The organism is Acinetobacter sp. ANC 4805, from assembly GCF_022549495.1.
GTDB lineage: Bacteria > Pseudomonadota > Gammaproteobacteria > Pseudomonadales > Moraxellaceae > Acinetobacter.
Genome location: NZ_JAKZGD010000008.1, coordinates 40,448 through 59,651 on the forward strand (window position 1 = coordinate 40,448; position 19,204 = coordinate 59,651).

At 41.0% G+C, this 19,204-nt stretch carries 18 protein-coding genes; 7 read left to right on the forward strand and 11 right to left on the reverse strand.

Going from position 1 to position 19,204, the window contains the following annotated elements:
* Position 1: 1 nt before the first annotated feature.
* The 4 genes from folK to mazG form a co-directional block, all read right to left on the reverse strand.
* Positions 2-490: a 2-amino-4-hydroxy-6-hydroxymethyldihydropteridine diphosphokinase gene (folK, locus tag MMP60_RS11800; RefSeq protein WP_241336437.1), complete on the reverse strand. Its 489-nt coding sequence runs from the start codon at positions 488-490 to the stop codon at positions 2-4.
* Complete coding sequence (gene pcnB / locus MMP60_RS11805; RefSeq protein ID WP_241336438.1) at positions 487-1,941, reverse strand: polynucleotide adenylyltransferase PcnB; 1,455 nt, start codon at positions 1,939-1,941, stop codon at positions 487-489. The genes folK and pcnB overlap by 4 nt, the downstream gene beginning before the upstream one ends.
* Positions 1,942-2,080: 139 nt before the next feature.
* Positions 2,081-2,509 (reverse strand): ComEA family DNA-binding protein, encoded by a 429-nt coding sequence (locus MMP60_RS11810; protein ID WP_241336439.1) that lies wholly within the window; start codon positions 2,507-2,509, stop codon positions 2,081-2,083.
* Complete coding sequence (mazG, locus tag MMP60_RS11815; RefSeq protein WP_241336440.1) at positions 2,478-3,284, reverse strand: nucleoside triphosphate pyrophosphohydrolase; 807 nt, start codon at positions 3,282-3,284, stop codon at positions 2,478-2,480. The genes MMP60_RS11810 and mazG overlap by 32 nt, the downstream gene beginning before the upstream one ends.
* A 94-nt stretch (positions 3,285-3,378) precedes the next feature.
* Between mazG and MMP60_RS11820 the strand changes: the two genes are divergently transcribed.
* Positions 3,379-4,152, forward strand: coding sequence for an SDR family oxidoreductase (locus MMP60_RS11820; protein ID WP_018677544.1), 774 nt, complete (start codon positions 3,379-3,381; stop codon positions 4,150-4,152).
* 45 nt (positions 4,153-4,197) lie between these two features.
* Here MMP60_RS11820 and MMP60_RS11825 read toward each other — a convergent pair whose 3' ends face one another.
* The 4 genes from MMP60_RS11825 to cysM all read right to left on the reverse strand — a co-directional run bounded on the left by MMP60_RS11825 (position 4,198) and on the right by cysM (position 9,807).
* Positions 4,198-6,504, reverse strand: a complete 2,307-nt coding sequence (locus tag MMP60_RS11825; RefSeq protein WP_241336441.1) for a bifunctional (p)ppGpp synthetase/guanosine-3',5'-bis(diphosphate) 3'-pyrophosphohydrolase — start codon at positions 6,502-6,504, stop codon at positions 4,198-4,200.
* 56 nt (positions 6,505-6,560) lie between these two features.
* Entirely contained in the window at positions 6,561-7,949 is a 1,389-nt protein-coding gene (gene rlmD / locus MMP60_RS11830) for a 23S rRNA (uracil(1939)-C(5))-methyltransferase RlmD (RefSeq protein WP_241336442.1), read from the reverse strand.
* A 9-nt stretch (positions 7,950-7,958) separates the two neighbouring features.
* Positions 7,959-8,780 (reverse strand): 3'-5' exonuclease, encoded by an 822-nt coding sequence (locus MMP60_RS11835; RefSeq protein WP_241336443.1) that lies wholly within the window; start codon positions 8,778-8,780, stop codon positions 7,959-7,961.
* 103 nt (positions 8,781-8,883) lie between these two features.
* On the reverse strand, positions 8,884-9,807 hold the full coding sequence (cysM, locus tag MMP60_RS11840) for a cysteine synthase CysM (RefSeq protein ID WP_241336444.1): 924 nt from the start codon (positions 9,805-9,807) through the stop codon (positions 8,884-8,886).
* 149 nt (positions 9,808-9,956) lie between these two features.
* On the opposite strand from cysM, the gene MMP60_RS11845 reads away from it, so the two are divergent.
* The 5 genes from MMP60_RS11845 (at position 9,957) to rsfS (ending at position 15,819) form a co-directional block, all read left to right on the forward strand.
* Positions 9,957-12,767, forward strand: a complete 2,811-nt coding sequence (locus MMP60_RS11845) for an ATP-binding protein (protein WP_241336445.1) — start codon at positions 9,957-9,959, stop codon at positions 12,765-12,767.
* A gap of 76 nt (positions 12,768-12,843) precedes the next feature.
* A complete protein-coding gene (locus MMP60_RS11850) occupies positions 12,844-13,632 on the forward strand; it encodes a crotonase/enoyl-CoA hydratase family protein (protein ID WP_241336446.1) in 789 nt (262 codons plus the stop codon).
* Positions 13,633-13,654: 22 nt separating this feature from the next.
* The gene (locus MMP60_RS11855; protein ID WP_241336447.1) at positions 13,655-14,521 is read left to right on the forward strand and encodes an NAD(P)-dependent oxidoreductase; all 867 of its coding nucleotides are present in this window, start codon (positions 13,655-13,657) and stop codon (positions 14,519-14,521) included.
* 23 nt (positions 14,522-14,544) lie between these two features.
* Positions 14,545-15,339: a TIM barrel protein gene (locus MMP60_RS11860; protein ID WP_241336448.1), complete on the forward strand. Its 795-nt coding sequence runs from the start codon at positions 14,545-14,547 to the stop codon at positions 15,337-15,339.
* Positions 15,340-15,420: 81 nt separating this feature from the next.
* A complete protein-coding gene (gene rsfS, locus MMP60_RS11865; protein WP_004664160.1) occupies positions 15,421-15,819 on the forward strand; it encodes a ribosome silencing factor in 399 nt (132 codons plus the stop codon).
* Positions 15,820-15,909: 90 nt separating this feature from the next.
* On the opposite strand, the gene MMP60_RS11870 is transcribed toward rsfS, so the two are convergent.
* Positions 15,910-16,320 (reverse strand): hypothetical protein, encoded by a 411-nt coding sequence (locus tag MMP60_RS11870; RefSeq protein ID WP_241336449.1) that lies wholly within the window; start codon positions 16,318-16,320, stop codon positions 15,910-15,912.
* Positions 16,321-16,538: 218 nt separating this feature from the next.
* Between MMP60_RS11870 and MMP60_RS11875 the strand changes: the two genes are divergently transcribed.
* Positions 16,539-17,360: an SDR family NAD(P)-dependent oxidoreductase gene (locus MMP60_RS11875; RefSeq protein ID WP_241336450.1), complete on the forward strand. Its 822-nt coding sequence runs from the start codon at positions 16,539-16,541 to the stop codon at positions 17,358-17,360.
* Between the two features lie 62 nt (positions 17,361-17,422).
* Here MMP60_RS11875 and MMP60_RS11880 read toward each other — a convergent pair whose 3' ends face one another.
* The gene (locus MMP60_RS11880) at positions 17,423-18,877 is read right to left on the reverse strand and encodes an NAD(P)(+) transhydrogenase (Re/Si-specific) subunit beta (protein WP_241336451.1); all 1,455 of its coding nucleotides are present in this window, start codon (positions 18,875-18,877) and stop codon (positions 17,423-17,425) included.
* Positions 18,878-18,880: 3 nt separating this feature from the next.
* Positions 18,881-19,204 (reverse strand): proton-translocating transhydrogenase family protein, encoded by a 324-nt coding sequence (locus MMP60_RS11885; RefSeq protein ID WP_004664154.1) that lies wholly within the window; start codon positions 19,202-19,204, stop codon positions 18,881-18,883.

Below are 19,204 nucleotides of genomic sequence, written 5' to 3' on the forward strand. Positions count from 1 at the left end.
CTTAAGCGGTTGCCCAAGACTGGTCTGCGATTACAGTCAGGTTTGCCTGCTGTACCAGTTCTAAATCTTTTAATGAATACCCATTCAACTGTAAATGAGCATCTAAATCTAATAAGGGAACAATCACAAAATCACGTTCTAGAATACCAATATGCGGCACCGTCAAACGTTCATTTTGAATCTGTTCTTGACCATAGATCAGCAAATCAAGATCAAGCGTTCGCTCGCCCCAACGTCGCGCACGGATACGCCCTGCATCTTGCTCGAATTGTTGTAATTGATCTAATAGAGCAAGTGGTGCAAGTGTGGTATCGAGTTGAACAACCGCATTTAAATAATTCGGCTGATCTTGCGGCCCCATTGGCGGACTTTGATAAAGTCGTGAAACCTGTACTAAACCTAAGCTTGCTAGCTTCGCAACAGCTTCACTCAGAATTTGTTGCGAATCACCTAAATTGCTACCAAGACCAATATAAGTACGAGTCGTCATTGTGTCGGTCCAAAAACAACTTGGGCTAAATCACGTTGTACCCGTTTACGTTTGAGAATCGGGTGATCCGTATGAATTTGACCAGAATCCATAGTCGCTTTTTCGATAAAACGACTCGCAGATTCATCTGCTCTCACACGTTCTTTTTTAGCTCGACGACTTCTCGGCTCAGGCACATTCACCAAAGGTTCAATCTCTGTCACTTTCGCTTCATCGACTTCCACAGCCTTACGGCGTGTCTTACTCCGTTGACGATTGTATTGACGAATTGCTGCTTCTTTTTGGTCGGTTGACATTTCTTGGTAGGCTTCCCACCAAACCCCCATACCATCAGTACTACGATCGCCTGATTTTTCACGCAGCAATAAGAAGTCAAATCCTGCACGGAAACGTGCATGTCCAGCCAAAGCCTCGATTTGTTGTGGTTTTGGATTCAACAAACGGGTTTGCATTTCCCAAACTTCACGAATAAAGGTTTCTGCAAAACGCGGAATAATGGTTCGTGTCGCCTGACGTTTAAGCACATCAAGACCCGCTTGCGCACGCGCTTCAGCAGGCACAACACCTTTATTTAAATAAAAATCACAGCGTTCTAAAAATGGCTTCCACAACAAGACTGCATAGAAGAATGCTGGATTAATGGTCTTGCCAATTTGAATTCGCTGATCGGTATTCTTGGCTGCACGTTCAATAAAAGTCGTGAGTTCTGGAGGAATTTCAGCAAATAACTGTTTCCAAACCCCAAACTCAATCAACATCGGCAAAACGCGCGCAAGATGCCCCATGGTAAAGAGCTTTTGAGACTCATCATATAAACGATGCGGTGAGACATCACGTAACAGTTGCGTCAGCTCAACATTAAAAACATCAATAATCGATTGATCAATTTGAAAGTTAAGTTTCGCAGCAAAACGTAAGGCACGTAACATTCGCACAGGGTCTTCTTCAAACCGCTGCGCAGGTTCACCCAAAAACCGTAAAGTACGGGTTTTAATATCATCAACTGCATGGCAAAAATCAAGTACAATGGCTTGGCGCGGTTGATAATACAAAGTATTAATTGAGAAATCTCGACGTGCAAAGTCTTGCTCAATCGTTCCCCAATTATTATCCCGCAGAATCATGCCAGACGCACTGGTCACTGCCTTTTTTGGGGGAGCGCGAAAGGTCGCAACTTCAATTAGTTCACGACCAGAATAAACATGTGCTAGTTCGAAACGTCGCCCAATAATTCGGCAACGTCGACCAAAAACTTCTTTCACTTGAGCTGGTGTTGCATTGGTGACAGCATCAAAATCCTTTGGATTAAGACCTAACATCATATCGCGAACACCGCCGCCTACAATATATGCCTCATAGCCAGCTTTCGTCAGGCTATCAATCACATCTAATATTGAAGAAGGGAGTTGGGTTGTGGACAGACCACATTTTGACGCACGCAAAGTTTGCAAAAGACACTGTCTCCTACGTCAGGACGTAAATAACAATTTGTCGCTAATCATAGCTCTAACACACACAAAGGGCAATTTATTCTGTTGAAGTTTCAACAGATCAGCCTGTTTAATTCGCGAATTCATTTCACTTTTCATCCTACAACACCAACCTTGCCTTATTTTTTTCGAGCAATTTGGGTCCAATTCCTTTGACATTCACCAACTCATCAACCGTTTTAAAACCACCATTCTTTTGGCGATATTCAACGATTGCCTGAGCCTTTTTCTCGCCCACACCATTCAACGTCTGTAACTGCTGTAAATTTGCTTGGTTCAAACTAATTTTATCTCCTTGAATGTTTACAGAAGATGAAACTTGCTGAGAACTTTTCTGTAGCGTGGGTCTTGATAAATAATAATTATTGTTTGGTTGCTTCGCCAATTGCTGATCACGTGCCTGTTGTTGCGCTTTCCATTTTTCATAGGACTGATCAAAAGGCTGTGCATCCACATACGAAAAACACCCGAAGTATAAAAAAATGAATAGAAAAAGATTATGTTTGCTGCGTAGCTGCGGCAAATTCATTGGATTTCCCCTGAAGTTTTAAGTGTCTTTTTGCTTGCTCCCATAGTTCGTCCATTTCTGCCAAACTCATTTCTTGCAAGTCTTTGTCTTGTCTTTGTGCTTGTTGTTCAATATATGCAAATCGGCTTCTAAATTTATGAATGGTTGCCAATAATGCGGTCTCACTCGACAGACCAAGTTTACGTCCTACATTGATTAAAGAAAATAGACAATCGCCAAACTCTTCTTGTATTTCATTACTTTTTTGATTTTTGATTGCTTGTTGTAACTCTTCTAGTTCTTCATCCAGTTTTGCATAAGCATCATCAATCGTTTCAAAATCAAAACCGAGCTGTGCGGCTTTTTTTTGAATTTCTTGTGCTTGTAGCAACGCAGGTGCATGCTTCACGTCATCTAAACGTGATTGAGCTTTGCCTTGTTTCTCTTGTTGTTTAATTTGCTTCCATAATTCACTAACTTGTTCCGAATCTAGGTGCTGATATTTCTCTGTCTGAAAGACATGCGGATGGCGACGAATTAACTTCTCACTAATTGCATCCACCACATCATGAAAGTTAAATGCGCCTTGCTCACTGTACATTTGGGATTGAAAAACCACTTGTAATAATAAATCACCTAACTCGTTGCGAATTTCATTGAGATCCCCCTTTCGAATCGCTGCTTCAACCTCATAAGCTTCTTCGATCGCATAACGAGTCAAGCTATTGGGTGTTTGTTGTTGATCCCATGGGCATTTTTGTCGCAACTCTTGCATAATTTCTAATAACTTTTCCATGATCCTCTCCAAATACAGCCAAATTGTTGCAGCTTGAACCTGCTTATGCGTAATATACGCCGATTAAAGAAATATGATAAAGCAAGGGAAAGCAATGCAACATAGCGTATTTATTAGTGGAGCGGCACAAGGAATTGGTGCTGAGATTGCGCGCATCTTTCATCGTCACGGTTATAAAGTCGGTATTTATGATATTAATGATGAGCAAGCGCTTCGTTTAGCCAACGAGCTTGGTGAAAATGCTAAAGCTGGTTATTTGGATGTTAGTAACTTTCGCCAGTGGAAAATGGCACTACAAGATTTTAAAAATTGGGCAGGCGAACTGAATATTTTAATTAATAACGCTGGAATTTTATACTCTGGCGCATTTGAAGATACATCGATTCAATCCCATCATCGCACTGTGGATATCAATATCAAAGGGGTTCTGAATGGTTGCCATGCTGGATTACCCCATCTAGAAAAAGCAAGTTTTGCCCGTGTGATTAATTTATCCTCCGCCTCAGCAATTTATGGACAAGCCGATTTAGCATCGTACTCTGCGAGTAAATTTGCGGTTCGAGGCTTAACAGAGGCCTTAGATGTAGAATGGCAAAAATATAATATTCGGGTACTCGATGTAATGCCTCTATTTGTACAAACCGATATGGTAAAGAATATGGATGCTGGCAGTATTCAAAATATTGGTGTGGATTTAACCCCTGCGGATGTTGCGAAACAAGTCTTACAGTTAGCCCAACAAAAAGATCATGCCCTGATCCCAACCCATACCCCTGTAGGCATAAAAACCAAACTGATGTATCAATTATCGAGTATTAGCCCGCAGTTTTTAAATCGACTTACCAATATTTTTCTATCGAAGCGTTAAGCATAAAAAAGCTGCATCTCAATGCAGCTTTTTTATTTTCATGTTCTAACTTCCCTGAACCAAACGTCGTGCGCTGATAATCCCTGGTTGCTGCTCTAAACGAGCCAACAAACGAGATAATTGCGCCAAACCTTTGACTTCAATCAACAACTTCATATTGGCAATCCCATCTGCTTCAGAAATGGTATTCACCTGACGAATATTGATTTGGTCTGAGAAAATCACTTGGGTGAGGTCTTTAAGTAGACCACGGCGATCATAAGCCTCAACCACGATTTGCACACACTGGCCACGGGTCGGTTGCATTTCCCAATCTGCTTCAACAGCACGCTCAGGCTCTTGTGTCGTCATGCGCAAATAATCTGGACAAGCGATCTTATGGATACTGACACCACGGTTTAAAGTGATATAACCACCAATCGACTCACCATGCACAGGTTGACAACATTGCGCAATATGCAGCTCAACATTATCCAAACCATCAATCAAAATCCCGTGTGCTGAGAGCGTATGGCTTGCACGAGGATTTAACGCAGGTTTTAAAACCAGTTCAGGCTCATCTTGATCCAAGTGCATCTGACGATTGACTTGATTCATCAAGGCATGAAGGCTGATATCACCACTCACCAAAGCCACTAAAATATCATCACCCGCTTTCAGGTTGAAATGAGATGAATAATCTTTTAAATCAATACTCTTTGGATGAATAGCTAAACGAGATAATTCTTTATTCAGTAACTCACGTCCAACTTCAACGTTTTTGCTGCGATCTTGCTGTCTAAACCAATGGCGTAACTTGTCACGCGCACGCGCCGTTTTGATATAGCCTAAAGAATTGACTAACCAATCACGGTTAGGTTCGCGGTCTTTCTTGGTTAAGATTTCAACCTGCTCACCTGTTTTCAAGGTATAGGTTAATGGCACATAGCGCTGATTGACACGTGCTGCGTAGCACTTGTTTCCAACTTCAGTATGCACATGATAAGCGAAATCTAAAACGGTTGAACCTCGTGGTAATTCCTTAATATCACCATCACGACTAAATACATAAATCTTTTCAAAATTCTCAAAATCTTGAATTTGATCTATGCCATTTGACTCTTCATCTTCGCCATGTGGCGTCGTTTCAGTACGCTCTTGATAATGCTCAAGTACGGCACGTAAAGAATGCAAACGATGGTTAAATGAATGATCGGTATTTTTTGCGCCTTCTTTATAATTGAAGTGCGAACAAACACCTAACTCTGCTTCATTGTGCATTTCAAAGGTACGAATTTGCACTTCTAAAGATTTATTTTCTGCAATCACCGCAGTATGTAATGAGCGATAACCATTTGCCTTTGGATTGGTGACATAGTCATCAAACTGGTTGGGAATATGCCGCCATAATTGATGCACAATACCTAAAGCGTGATAACAATCAGGTACACTTTTTACCAATACACGTACCGCACGAATATCGTAAAGCTGATCGAAACTCAGGTTTTTGCTTTTCATTTTTCGATAAATCGAATAAATGTGCTTCACTCGCCCAGTGATTTCAGCTTGGATATGATGCGTACCCAATTCCGTTTTCAACTTATCAATGACAAATTGAATATATTGCTCACGCTCTAAACGTTTTTCGTTCAGTAACGATGCAATTTCTTTATAGCGTTCTGGTGCTAAATAACGGAAAGCAAGATCTTCTAGCTCCCATTTGAGCTGTGCTATGCCTAAGCGATGTGCAAGTGGCGAATAGATCGTTAAAATCTCACGTGCAACACGCTCTTGACGTTCTTTACTCGCCGTTGCCAATTCACGCAAGGCATAAGTACGTTCAGCCAGTTTGATTAAAACAACACGTACATCTTCTGTCACCGAAATCAGCATTTTATAAATGCCGTTTAAGTGCTCACGTTGATTATTATTGAAATGGTCTTCTAAACGTTTATTTTTTTCAATCAACTCGGAGAGCTTACCCATTGCAAGCGTGCCTTGTACAAGACTCAGCACCTGTTCGCCAAATTGTTGTTGGATATCCTCTAAGGTAATTAAGCCTTCGCGCACACTGCGATATAACACTGCCGCTGACAATGTGTCTTCATCAACATGTAAATGCGCTAAAATATCAGCCATACCAATACCTGTACTAAAGGTATTGCTACGACGATTCACCGTAGTTTCTAATTCTTTTGCCAAGGTCAGCTCTGCAACCTGTTGAAGTTGCTTTAGCTGTGCCCCATCCAAAATATCACGCACTCGATCTAGCCAAGATACTAGACCACTTTGCGCTTCAGCGGCATGTTCTACAGTCGTTTCCTCAGACAACTCGTGGAGTCGTCCTGGTAACTGCTCACGTACTGTGACCATACCATTCTCCTCTGGATATGTAACTCATTCTCTAATCGTTTATCTCGTGGGGCTTGTCAAACTGCCTGCTCAGTTTTTTCAAATAGAGCAATCGATTCAACATGTTCAGTATGGGTAAACATATCCATCACTGCTGCTTTCTTGAGTCGATAGCCATATTGTGCCAGTACACCCGCATCCCTTGCCAGTGTTGATGGGTTACATGAAACATAAACGATTCTTTTTGCTCCGAAATTAGGTACATATTGCATAACTTCAAACGCACCCGATCGTGGAGGATCAATTAATAATGCATCAAATCCTTGTTTTGCCCAAGAATGATGCGAAAAGTCTTTTGTTAAATCTTGTGAAAAGAACACAGCCTGAGACAATTGATTTGCTTTCGCATTGTCAGTTGCTCGCTGTACCATTTCATCACTTGCTTCAACACCCACCACTTGACCCGTCTCACCCACACAACGTGCTAAAGGGAGAGAAAAATTGCCTAACCCACAGAATAGGTCAAGTACTCTTTCCCCATCCTGCAACTGTAGCAATTCACATGCCAACTGAATCATTTTTGCATTTACACCACTGTTTACTTGAGTAAAATCTAATGGTGAAAATGCAAATTTGATCGCAAACTCGTCCAGACTGTAATGCAGACGCATCGGTGCCTGAGCGTCATCTACTCGATATACACTATCTGCGCCTTTAGGTTGCAAATACAACTGCCAATCCTTTAGTAACGCAAATTGACGCAATTGGTTGACATCCGACACATTTAATTCATCTAAGTGACGAATCAATAATGCAACTTCAGTGTCTCCCATTGCCAATTCTATATGACCAATGTGGGCTTTGCCTGTTAGACTTTCGAGTAGTTTTTTTAACTCTACCAAACTATCAGACAAGATCTGATCAAGAACACGACATTGCTGAATTGCGGTTAACTGATTACTGTGATGTTCCCGAAATCCCATCACCAAACGATTTTGTTTAGCAAGGTAGCGAACGCCTACTCGAGCGCGACGACGATAATCTATTTTTTCAGAACGGATTGGATCTAACCATTGCTCTGGTTGCAAACCAGCAAAATGCTGTAAATGGGATTGTAAAACATTCTGCTTAAGGCGAATCTGCTCGTCAGGATGAATGTGCTGCAAGCTACAACCGCCACACACCCCAAAATGTGGGCAAATAGGCTCAACTCGCTCAAGAGCAGCATCACTTTCAAGCTTGACCATGTCTGCTTCTTCTAAACGCGAAGTTTGATTGGTGATCTTGGCTTGGACAGTCTCACCCACTAAGGCATAGCGGATGAACACTTTCTTACCATGCTTTTCTTTAGGATGATCTGGATGCGTTCCATAATGCGCAATTCCACGCCCCTCATGAGAAAAAGCTTCGATGTGAAAGGTATATGTTGGATATTGAGCTGGACGCTGTTTCGCTTTATGTTTCAAAAGATCAACCTAATTTTTTGCTGCAAAAGTGTGTGCGGTGAATACAGTATATTGCGATGTTTGTCGCCATACCTGTAAGAATTCTGTTTGTTGCGTTTGAGTGTGCAAATAATCAATCGTTGCCTGAAGCCATTGCTGATGATCTTGTTGACTAAGTTGACCTTTCAATAATAACCAACGTAAATAAATCAACCATGTATTCAAGACATCGCCCTCACAGTAACTGGTCAATTTCAACCACTGCTGAGTCTGAACATACTTTGGTACGTGATAACCTGATTCACCACGTTTCCCAGGAAAACCTAGAAAGCTCGCAATATCATCAAGTTTCTGAAAGTTTCGACCATTAAACATAGCCATCACATCCATCAAATCAACATGACGATGGTGATAACGGTTTTGATAGTTATTAAAACGTTTTTGGTGATCGATTTCACCTTGATCAAATAGGCTTGGTGCAGACAGCCCATGATACATGGCACGAAACAGAATAACGGACAAATCAAACTGTGAACCATTCCAGCTCACTAAAGTCGGTTGCTTTTTCTCAAAGATCGAAAAGAATTTCGCCAACATTTCGGCTTCGGTATTTTGTTCACGGCTAAATGAAAACAAACGAAAACCTTTTTCATCAATCCACAAACCCGAAATACAAACGATTTCATGCAGTGGCAAACGTTGAAAATCACTACCTGATTCTTGACGGCGAATCTTCGTTAATGCTTGTTCAACATCAGCCTCAGGTAAATCGAGATGATGAAGATGGGCACCAGCCTTTAAATCGGTCAGTGTTTCAATATCAAAAACTAAAGTCGGAAAGCGTAAACTCATCTTGAAATCTCTTCAAATCCCTCCCAACCTCCCTTTATAAAGGGAGGAGTTCCCCCTCTTTTGAACAGAGGTGAGGAGCGGTTATAGCTCCGTAAAGGAGATTTTAATCTTGAACCGAAAATAATCCAGTCGACAAGTAACGATCACCACGATCACAAATAATACAAACAATCACAGCATCGGGATGTTCTTCAGCGATCTTAATCGACGCCCAAACTGCACCACCTGAAGAAGTTCCAGCACTAATACCTTCTGTGCGCGCCAACTTACGCATGGTTTTTTCTGCTTCAATCTGTGGAATATCAATAATACGATCGACACGACGACGATCAAAAATTGTTGGAAGATATTCTTCAGGCCAACGACGAATCCCTGCAATACTTGAGCCATCAGACGGCTGTAAACCCACAATTTGAATCTCTGGATTTTGCTCTTTCAAATATTTAGAGACACCCATAATCGTTCCAGTCGTCCCCATTGAGCTGACAAAATGAGTAATTTTCCCACCTGTCTGCTTCCAGATTTCTGGTCCAGTTGTGAGGTAATGTGCATCTACATTGTCAGGATTACCAAATTGATTGAGGACAAAACCCTTGCCTTCCGCCTGCATTTGTAAAGCTAAATCGCGCGCGCCTTCCATACCTTGCTGTTGAGTCACTTCTATCAGCTCGGCACCATACGCCAACATTGCATCTTTACGTTCTTGGCTCATGTTATTTGGCATGATCAGCTTCATTTTATAGCCACGCATGGCTGCAACCATAGCTAAAGCAATGCCTGTATTACCACTGGTGGCTTCAATTAAAGTATCACCTGATTTAATTTGCCCACGCTTCTCTGCTTGAACAATCATATTATAAGCTGGACGATCTTTGACTGAACCCGCAGGGTTATTGCCTTCCAATTTCGCTAATACGGTAGCTTGAGTATGACTTGCTAAACGTTGCAAACGCACTAAAGGGCTTTTACCGACATAATAGTCTAGTAAAAATTCATCTGCTAAAAAATCAGTTTGCGTATTCGTCATGATCGACACCGATATTAAGGTGGCGACTATTGTATGAAAAAAACAGAAATACTGCACCTTTTCACTATGCTTTTTATTGGCTAGCCAATACCTCTGATTTCGGTAAAGCATGATAAGATGTTTCGCAGAATGATAAATCTGACCGCACTATGTCAAATTTCAATAAGACCCTCTCTAAACGCTTACGGCTTAATCATGCCTATGGACAATTGATTGCGCTTATTTTAGTGCCGATCGCCGTACTGACAGGTGTTGGAATTTTATGGGTTTTATCTGAAACCACCAGTGCAGCCAAACAACAACAGCATTCCGATGCTTCAGCGATCTTAGCTCGTTATCATCAAACAGCAGAAAAACTGCTCCAACTCGTGCAACAGCACCCAGATCAATATGATCGCGCTCAAAACATCATGCAAAAAATGTTTGATGAAAAAAACTTACAACGTGCCGTCATTATTGATAATCAAGGGCAAACATACTTAAGTATTGGCTATCAAAATAATCGTTTTTGGCCGACCTTTCCGAATAACAGTAATTTTTTTGGCCCAATCGCGCACAACCATAACAGTATTTATGGTGAAAAATTAGCGAACAACGGTACAGGTTCTATTTGGTTAATGATTGAATTGGACAATCAACCATTAGAATTAGCTCGCTATAAAATTCTATTGGCACTGGTCGTCACTGGGCTGATCACCTTGTTACTTTTATTGCTCTGTTTAAACGTATTTTCACGGATTTGGCTTGCACCACTCTATGAAATTCGGATGCAAATGCAACGACTCAATGCCGATACGCTTGATCAGCATATTGTAGTCAACAGTACAGGCGAGTTACGTTTACTCCAGCGCGATATTGCCAATGTAGTCAAACGCTTGCACTTTAGTTTTTTAGAATTAAAAGAACATACCGAACAAACTGAAGAAGACTTACGTCGTACCTTAGACACACTCGAAGTTCAGAACATTACCTATCGTCAAGCACGTGACCAAGCGATTTCATCAAATCAATCCAAGTCGGTCTTTTTAGCCAATATCAGCCATGAGCTAAGAACACCTCTCAACAGTATTGATGGCTTTATTCATTTATTGCTTCGTCAGCAGAACCTCAGCAATGAACAAAACCTGTACCTCCAGACTATTCGTAAATCATCTGCTCACCTATTGGCACTGATTAATGATGTACTTGATTTCTCTAAAATTGATGCAGGTAAATTAGAACTCGAAACTGCACCATTTGATTTGGAAGAAGCTATTTTTGATGTGATGGATATGCTTTCCCCTCTCGCGGCACAAAAACATATCAGTATGGCATTTTACTATGCCGAAAATATTCCACAGCATGTGATTGGTGATGCCTTACGCTTTAAACAAATTCTCACTAATTTGATTTCTAATGCCATCAAATTTACCCCCGATGGTGAAATCATTGTTCGTGTACGTATGGAAGATGATGAAATTGGACAATGTCTCTTACATTTCAGTGTACAAGATAGTGGTATTGGTCTCAGTGGTACTGACCGTAAAAAGTTATTTGAATCATTCTCTCAAGGTGATGCTTCGGTTACCCGTCAATTTGGCGGTACTGGACTAGGTCTAGCGATTTCGAAACAACTGGTTCATTTGATGCACGGTCAAATTGGCTTTGAAGACAACCAAGAACGTGCACCGACAGAAAAAGGTTCAACCTTTTGGTTTACGGCTTCATTCAAAGTGGATGAACAAGATGAATTTGTTGAGCATCCACATTTCGATCATTTACAAGTGGTGTCTTACCTCGCTCACCCTGCTACGGCGAGCGTACTTCGTTCATATTTAGAAAATTATCGTGTTTCACATATTGAAACGCAGTCCATTTTGGACTTATTTAGTCGTTTAAATCATTTGAATCAACAAGAAAACACATGGCTCATTGTTGACCATAGTGGTGATACAGAAGCCTTACTCAAAGAAATTCGTCAGCGCTATCAAGGAAATTTAGCCGTTTACGGTTATCAAATGAGCCTTGAACCAAACATGCTCAATGAATATCGTGCGCGTCCACTCTATCAACCATTGAGTCGCCGAGAACTGGTGCAACTGTTAGGAAATCAACCGATTTTTGAGCCAGAACCAGAAAACTTTAATGGTCAAGGATTACATGTACTGGCTGTGGATGACCACCTACCGAATCTAATCGTACTTGAAGCATTGCTTGGTGAATTAAATGTCACGACCACAAAAGCGTTAAGTGGACAAAAAGCCATCGACATCATTCAAGCACGGATACAACAAAAATTACCACCATTTGATTTGGTCTTTATGGACATTCAAATGCCTGTGATGTCTGGAATCGACACAACCCGAGCGATTCGCTCTTTAGAGTCAACCCTAGATACAGGCATGCAGCTTCCGATTATTGCCTTAACTGCACATGCGCTGGCGGATGAAAAGCAAAAACTGCTTAAAGTTGGTATGAACGATTACGTGACCAAACCGATCCAAATGGAACAAATCATTCAGATCTTAACGCATTGGACGAAAAACAATTTCTCGGCTCAACCTGCAAATACGGAACAAAAGCGTTCGACTGAAACCATTGATCCTCAAATTTTAAATTGGCAACAAAGCGTTCAATTAGCAGCCAACAAAGAAGATCTAGCACAAGATTTATTGGGTATGTTGGTGGATAGTTTTGATACTGAACTTGCTGAAATGCAACAACTTATTGAAATGGAAGATTTTCCTCAGCTTGAACATGTACTGCACCGCCTTTATGGAGCTACACGTTATGTCGGCGTACCTAATTTGCAGCAAGTCTCTGGCGAATTTGAACAATTTGTCTCAACCTTGCGTAAGGAACGACGCAAAGCAGATGATGGCTTTATTCGAGAAACCAATCATCGTTTTAATGAATTGAATATTGCGATCGAACAGGTTCGTCAAGCAGCAAACTTAGTCTTACATTCTCACGATAGTTAATGTGACTGCCGTGTCATGTTTCGAGTGAAAGACTCATGCTATGCTGCCTCAATCAAACACAATAAGAGTAAGGCAAATGGCACTTTTACGCATTGAAAAAAACAATGGAATCGCAATCGTTTCTTTAAACCGACCAGATAAACGCAATGCAATGAGCTTTGCTTTATTAAAAGAACTGGTTGCAACTGCCAAAAAAATTGAGAAAGATCGTTCGATTCGTTGCGTCATCCTCACAGGTGAAGCACAAGTGTTTAGTGCAGGCATCGACTTATCTGATTTGAATAATCCTAAAAATACAGCATTTGCAGCATGGGAACTGATTAAGCCAGGACAAAGCTTATTTCAAAAAGCTTTCTTAATTTGGCAAAATTTACCAATTCCAGTTATTGCAGCAATCGAAGGTTTTTGTTTTGGTGCAGGCATGCAACTTGCGCTAGCCGCAGACATTCGTATTGCAACACCAAACACTCAAATGTCAATTATGGAAAGCCGTTGGGGCTTAGTTCCAGATATGGGCTTAACACGTTCATTAAAAGGACTCATCGGTGTTGATTTAGCTAAGGAATTGACACTGACTGCACGTATCTTTGATGCAAGATATGCCAAAGAAATAGGTCTGGTGACACACTTAGACAATGATCCTTTAGCCAAAGCCAATATGATTGCTCAAGAAATCTTACAACGCTCACCTGATGCGATTATGGCAGCGAAACGGGTGTTAGATGCAATGGAGCATCAACCAGAAAAGGCATTACGTTTAGAAAAACTTTGGCAGCTTAAATTACTCTTGGGTAAAAACAGTAGCCTTGCACGTAAAAAAGACAAGAATCCAGACATTCAATTCTTGCCACGTCAATACAAATAATCATTCACTGAGTATATTTCACATGCATGTTAATCAACAAACACCAATCGCTTTCTTAGGCATGGGGTTAATGGGTACACGTATGGTAACGCGACTGCTTCAAGCAGGTTATGCTGTAGCCGTCTGGAATCGCACCCCCCATGCATGTGAAGCACTGATTCAACAAGGTGCAACCGCCTTAGAATTGGAAAAAATTAGCAATTACCCTGTCATTTTGACCTGTTTAGCCGATGATCAGGCTGTCCACAATGTTTTTGCTCAGATTCAAGCATATTTAAAAGCAGAGCAAATTATTGTTGATTTCTCTAGCTTGTCGGTAGCAGCCACACAACAACTGGCACAATTCGCTCAACAGCAACACGTCACTTGGATCGACTCGCCTGTTTCAGGTGGAACGATGGGGGCTGAGCAAGGCACATTAGTCATTTTTGCAGGCGGTGATGCTCAAACAATTGAAGCGCTTAAACCTATTTATGAAGTCTTATCACAACGTGTCACCCGTATGGGTGAAACAGGTACGGGACAAGCCACCAAGATTTGTAATCAATTGATTGTTGCAGCAAATAGCACACTGATTGCTGAAGCCGTTGCACTAGCAGACCAAGCCGGTGTAGATACTCGCTTACTTGCCCCAGCACTCGCAGGTGGCTTTGCAGACTCTAAACCTTTCCAAATTCTTGCTCCCCGTATGGCAACACACACTTTTGAGCCAGTACAATGGAAAGTACAAACCTTATCAAAAGACCTTAATAATGCATTAAAACTTGCACAGAGTTTTAATTTAAAGATACCTGTCGCACAAAAAGCTCTATTACAGTTACAAGCTCACCAAGAAAATGGCTTTTCTGAGAATGATTTAGCGACTATTATTCAATATATAGAGCAATAATAATTGATTCGAGGAGTTTGAATATGAGCCATCTTGCAGTCAATTTATCGATGATTTTTACAGAAGTTCCTTTGATTGAGCGTTTTGCTTTAGCTCATGCACATGGCTTCCAACATATTGAAATTCAGTTTCCATATGAATTAGATGTTATCGATATTCAAACTCAACTTGAACAATATGATCTTTCCCTTTGCCTCATTAATGTCCCTGCTGGAGATTTAATGCAAGGTGGCAATGGACTTGCGGGTATCCCAGGCAAAGAAATCGAATTTCATCATGCACTCATGTTAGCCATCACATATGCAAATGCTCTCAATGTTCCTCGTGTCAATATTCTGGCAGGCAAGCAACCTCTAGATGCTGATCTACTGCCTTGTCTGAATACCCTCGCAAGCAATCTAAAACTCGCTTGTCACATGTTGACTGAACAAGGTATCGAGCCTGTTTTTGAAATGATTAATGGCACAGATATGCCACGCTTTCTCATTCAGAATATCGCTCAAGCACAGGAAATGCTCGAAGTGATTCATCATCCTGCTCTAAAAATGCAGTATGACTGTTATCACATGGCAATGATGGGTGAAGAAGTTTTAGCAGGATTACAAGAGAATCTGCATCAAATTGGACATATTCAGTTTGCCGATTACCCAAACCGCCATGAACCAGACACAGGAAATGTCCCATTTAAGCAAATTTTTGATTGGTTACGTCAAAGTGACTATCAAGGTTATATTGGTGCAGAATACAGACCAAAAGATCAATCAGATCAATCTTTTGCATGGAAAGAAAAATATTTTTCCAATGATGTAAATACATAAACTGTTACTGCTGAAATTTGAATTTTCTAGAGAAAAACGGTATATTTGACGATGAGTAATTGTCAGGAAAATATACCCTCTATGAATTTAGAACCATCGCCCAGCGCTTCTAATTCTCACGACCTAAAAATCAAAACAGCTAACAAAGATGTACATGCTTGCCTAAAAGTTGTACATGAAGCCCTTACTGATGTAAAAGCCAAAGATATTCTAGAACTTGATGTGAGTTCTATTAGCAATGTTGCCGATGCAATTGTGATTGCAAGCGGTACATCGACTCGCCATGTCAAAGCACTTGCTGATAATGTTGCCGATGAAGCACGTAAAGCAGGCTTTCGACCAATTGGTGTCGAGGGTGAACGAGACGCTGAATGGATCTTAATTGACCTAGGTTTCGTTGTTGTACACGTTATGTTGCCTACTGCTCGTAAGTTCTATGACTTAGAAAGCTTATGGCGTGCGCCCGAATCTGTAGCTTAAAGCTCTCAAAAAAAGCGACCGAATAGGTCGCTTTTTTAATTTCTTAGATTTTCATTTACAGATCAAATCTTCTTTTTAAATCGTGATGTTTTATTGTGTAATTGCACCGTTTCGCTCTTGTCGAATAAGTTTAAGCATTGTTTCGAAAATCTCTTTCCTCATTTTTCCTACTATGCCCTCAATCATACCTCCCAACAGTTTTAGTTGCGCTTCACTCATATTTTTATAATTTTCACCTTCTATTTTTTTCATATCAAAACTAACCATCAATTCTTGCTCCTCTTGTCTACACTTAGCAAAAGCATCATTCAAAATATCATTTTCATCTTTATTCATTTTTATTTGCGGCTCAACCTGTTGTATCAAACAATCTGCATATTTCGCACTCGCCTCTTCAAGAGGGTTTGCTAAAAGGACTGAGGAAGAGAAAAAACTCGTAAGAGAAATTACGAAAAATATTATTTTTTTAATCAGCAAAACCTCTTGAAATAAGTTCAACACATCGATAGAACATTAGCACCCTTAGTGCCGAATTAAAACAAAAGATCATCTAAAATCAGCTTTCTTTAAAGCTCCATAAAATAACACTCCCTTCTATAAGCACTTATAAAGACCAATCATCACCCACCTTTAAAATTGACATGACAAATTGTCAAAACTACAGCACTATACAGACTCTTGAAATCTCACTAAGAAATAGCATAACTGGAGTACAGGAAGTGAAAATACTGATTACAGGCGCAAACACAGGCATTGGTTTTGCCACAGCAGAGCAGCTAGTTAAACAAGGGCAACACGTGATTCTGGCGTGCCGAAATCTGCAAAAAGCACAAGATGCACAAAATAAATTACGCTCACTCAATCAAGGACAAGTTGATCTCATCTCCCTCGACCTCAACAGCCTTGAACTCACCCGAAAAGCAGCTGATGAGATTGCAGATCGTTATGGTAGCCTTGATGTCTTGATTAATAATGCAGGTCTTTTTGCAAAAACAAAACAACTCACCGCTGATGGTTTTGAACAACAATTCGGTGTCAACTATTTGGGTCATTTTTTGCTGACTCAAAAACTACTTCCTATTTTACAAAAAGCGCCTAAGGCTCGTATTGTGCATCTTGCCTCTATTGCACATTGGGCAGGCTCAATCAAACCCAATAAATTCCGTGCAGAAGGTTTTTATAATCCCCTGTTCTATTATGGTCAGTCTAAATTAGCGAATCTATTATTCAGCAATGCACTGGCCGAACAAATGGCAAATAGCACGATTACAAACAATGCCCTACATCCTGGTGGTGTTGCTTCGGATATTTATCGTGATTTACCAAAGCCTGTTTATGAAGTCATGAAATTAGGTTTAGTACCCACTTCTGTTCCTGCAAAGTTGATTACACAAATGGCAACTGGAGATGAATGGTCAAAGCGCAATGGTGAATATGTCAGTGCACATATGCCAGACTGGAAATCACCACATGCTAAAAACCAACAACTTGCGCGTGACCTTTATGCACAGTCTATGGATCTAGTGAAAAAATATCTTTAGCTAAATAAACACCAATAAAAAAGCCACCCAAGGGTGGCTTCTACAATCCTAATGGGGTCAGATTAGTGACCACCACCATTGATTGCTTTCGTCATATCTTCAACAACTTTCTTCGCATCACCGAAGATCATCATTGTTTTTTCATTGTAGAACAAATCGTTGTCTAAACCAGCATAACCTGTTGCCATAGAACGTTTGATCACCATGATGGTACGTGCTTTGTGTGCTTCAAGAATCGGCATACCATAAATTGGTGATGTCGGATCGTCTTTCGCCGCAGGGTTAACCACGTCGTTTGCACCAATTACGAGTACTACATCAGTTGCAGGGAAGTCTGAGTTAATCTCATCCATCTCTAAGATGTCTTCATAAGCAACATCTGCTTCTGCAAGTAATACGTTCATGTGACCAGGCATACGACCTGCAACTGGGTGGATCGCAAAGCGAACTTTAACACCTTGTTCTTTCAAGATTTCACATAATTCTTTAACCGCATTCTGTGCACGACCTTGCGCCATACCATAACCAGGTACAATCACAACGCTGTCTGCATTTGACATCAAGAAACCTGCGTCATCTGCCGAACCAGAACGGTGGTTACGTTGAACTTGCTCACCTTTATCTGCTGATGCAACTGCTGCACCGCCCATCGCACCACCAAACAATACGTTGATGATCGAACGGTTCATCGCCTTACACATGATGTAAGAGAGAATCGCACCAGAAGAACCTACAAGTGAACCCGCAACGATCAACATATTGTTTTCAAGTGTGAAACCAATACCTGCTGCAGCCCAACCAGAGAATGAGTTCAACAGTGATACCACAACTGGCATATCACCACCACCGACTGGTGCAATCCACACCCAGCCAAATGCAAGTGCAAGTGCTGTCATTGCCCAGAATGCAGTCATATTACCCGTGGTGAAGAAGTAAAAACCACATGCAAGCATCGCAATAAAGATGGTTGCTTGAACTGGTTTAACCCATGCGCCAGAAATTGTTTTTGCCCATTTCTTCGCAGCCAATTTACCGTAAGCAAATACAGATGCAGTAAATGTGATCGCACCAACGAAACAACCCACAAACAATTCAAATAAATGAACCGAACTCATATGTGCATGTTGAACACCAGCAGCAGTTAAAGCAGCTTCGTTTTGTTCAAACAACACAGTCAGTTGGTTGTTATGGAGAATCGCAGCAATTGCAATCAGTACCGCAGCCAAACCCACTAAAGAGTGCATTAAAGCAACAGTTTCAGGCATTTGAGTCATTGGTACTGTTTTCGCACGAGCGATACCAACAACTGCACCCAATACCATCGCACCGCCAATCATCCAAATGACTGGATGTTCAGCAACAAAGAAGGTGGTCACTACAGCAATTGCCATAGCAATCATACCGTAACGGTTACCTGCAATTGCAGTTTTAGGACCTGACAAACCACGTAAGGTTAAGATAAAGAGGACAGCACCAACAAGGTAGAACCAATCCGCATAGTCTCGAATAAATTCCATCAATTAGCCCTCTTTTTTCTTTTGCTTCGGTTTGAACATTTCAAGCATACGAGCAGTTACAGCAAAGCCACCAAAAATGTTGATACTTGCTAAGAACACAGCAACAGCACCTAAAATGCTCACAACATTTACACTTTGGAATGCTACATTGGCATCAACACCAATTGCAGGCATCCCTACAGTCTGGATCATCGCTCCAACCACAATAATTGAAGACAACGCATTCGTTACAGCCATTAATGGTGTATGTAACGCTGGCGTTACACCCCACACCACGTAATAACCTACAAAGATGGCAAGGACGAAAATTGTAATCGTTTCAACCAT

Coding starts and splice junctions, on each gene's coding strand:
- folK (WP_241336437.1), bottom strand. CDS start 490: ATGACGACTCGTACTTATATTGGTCTTGGTAGCAATTTAGGTGATTCG.
- MMP60_RS11810 (WP_241336439.1), bottom strand. CDS start 2,509: ATGAATTTGCCGCAGCTACGCAGCAAACATAATCTTTTTCTATTCATT.
- mazG (WP_241336440.1), bottom strand. CDS start 3,284: ATGGAAAAGTTATTAGAAATTATGCAAGAGTTGCGACAAAAATGCCCA.
- MMP60_RS11820 (WP_018677544.1), top strand. CDS start 3,379: ATGCAACATAGCGTATTTATTAGTGGAGCGGCACAAGGAATTGGTGCT.
- MMP60_RS11825 (WP_241336441.1), bottom strand. CDS start 6,504: ATGGTCACAGTACGTGAGCAGTTACCAGGACGACTCCACGAGTTGTCT.
- MMP60_RS11835 (WP_241336443.1), bottom strand. CDS start 8,780: ATGAGTTTACGCTTTCCGACTTTAGTTTTTGATATTGAAACACTGACC.
- cysM (WP_241336444.1), bottom strand. CDS start 9,807: ATGACGAATACGCAAACTGATTTTTTAGCAGATGAATTTTTACTAGAC.
- MMP60_RS11845 (WP_241336445.1), top strand. CDS start 9,957: ATGTCAAATTTCAATAAGACCCTCTCTAAACGCTTACGGCTTAATCAT.
- MMP60_RS11850 (WP_241336446.1), top strand. CDS start 12,844: ATGGCACTTTTACGCATTGAAAAAAACAATGGAATCGCAATCGTTTCT.
- MMP60_RS11855 (WP_241336447.1), top strand. CDS start 13,655: ATGCATGTTAATCAACAAACACCAATCGCTTTCTTAGGCATGGGGTTA.
- MMP60_RS11860 (WP_241336448.1), top strand. CDS start 14,545: ATGAGCCATCTTGCAGTCAATTTATCGATGATTTTTACAGAAGTTCCT.
- rsfS (WP_004664160.1), top strand. CDS start 15,421: ATGAATTTAGAACCATCGCCCAGCGCTTCTAATTCTCACGACCTAAAA.
- MMP60_RS11880 (WP_241336451.1), bottom strand. CDS start 18,877: ATGGAATTTATTCGAGACTATGCGGATTGGTTCTACCTTGTTGGTGCT.
- MMP60_RS11885 (WP_004664154.1), bottom strand. CDS start 19,204: ATGGTTGAAACGATTACAATTTTCGTCCTTGCCATCTTTGTAGGTTAT.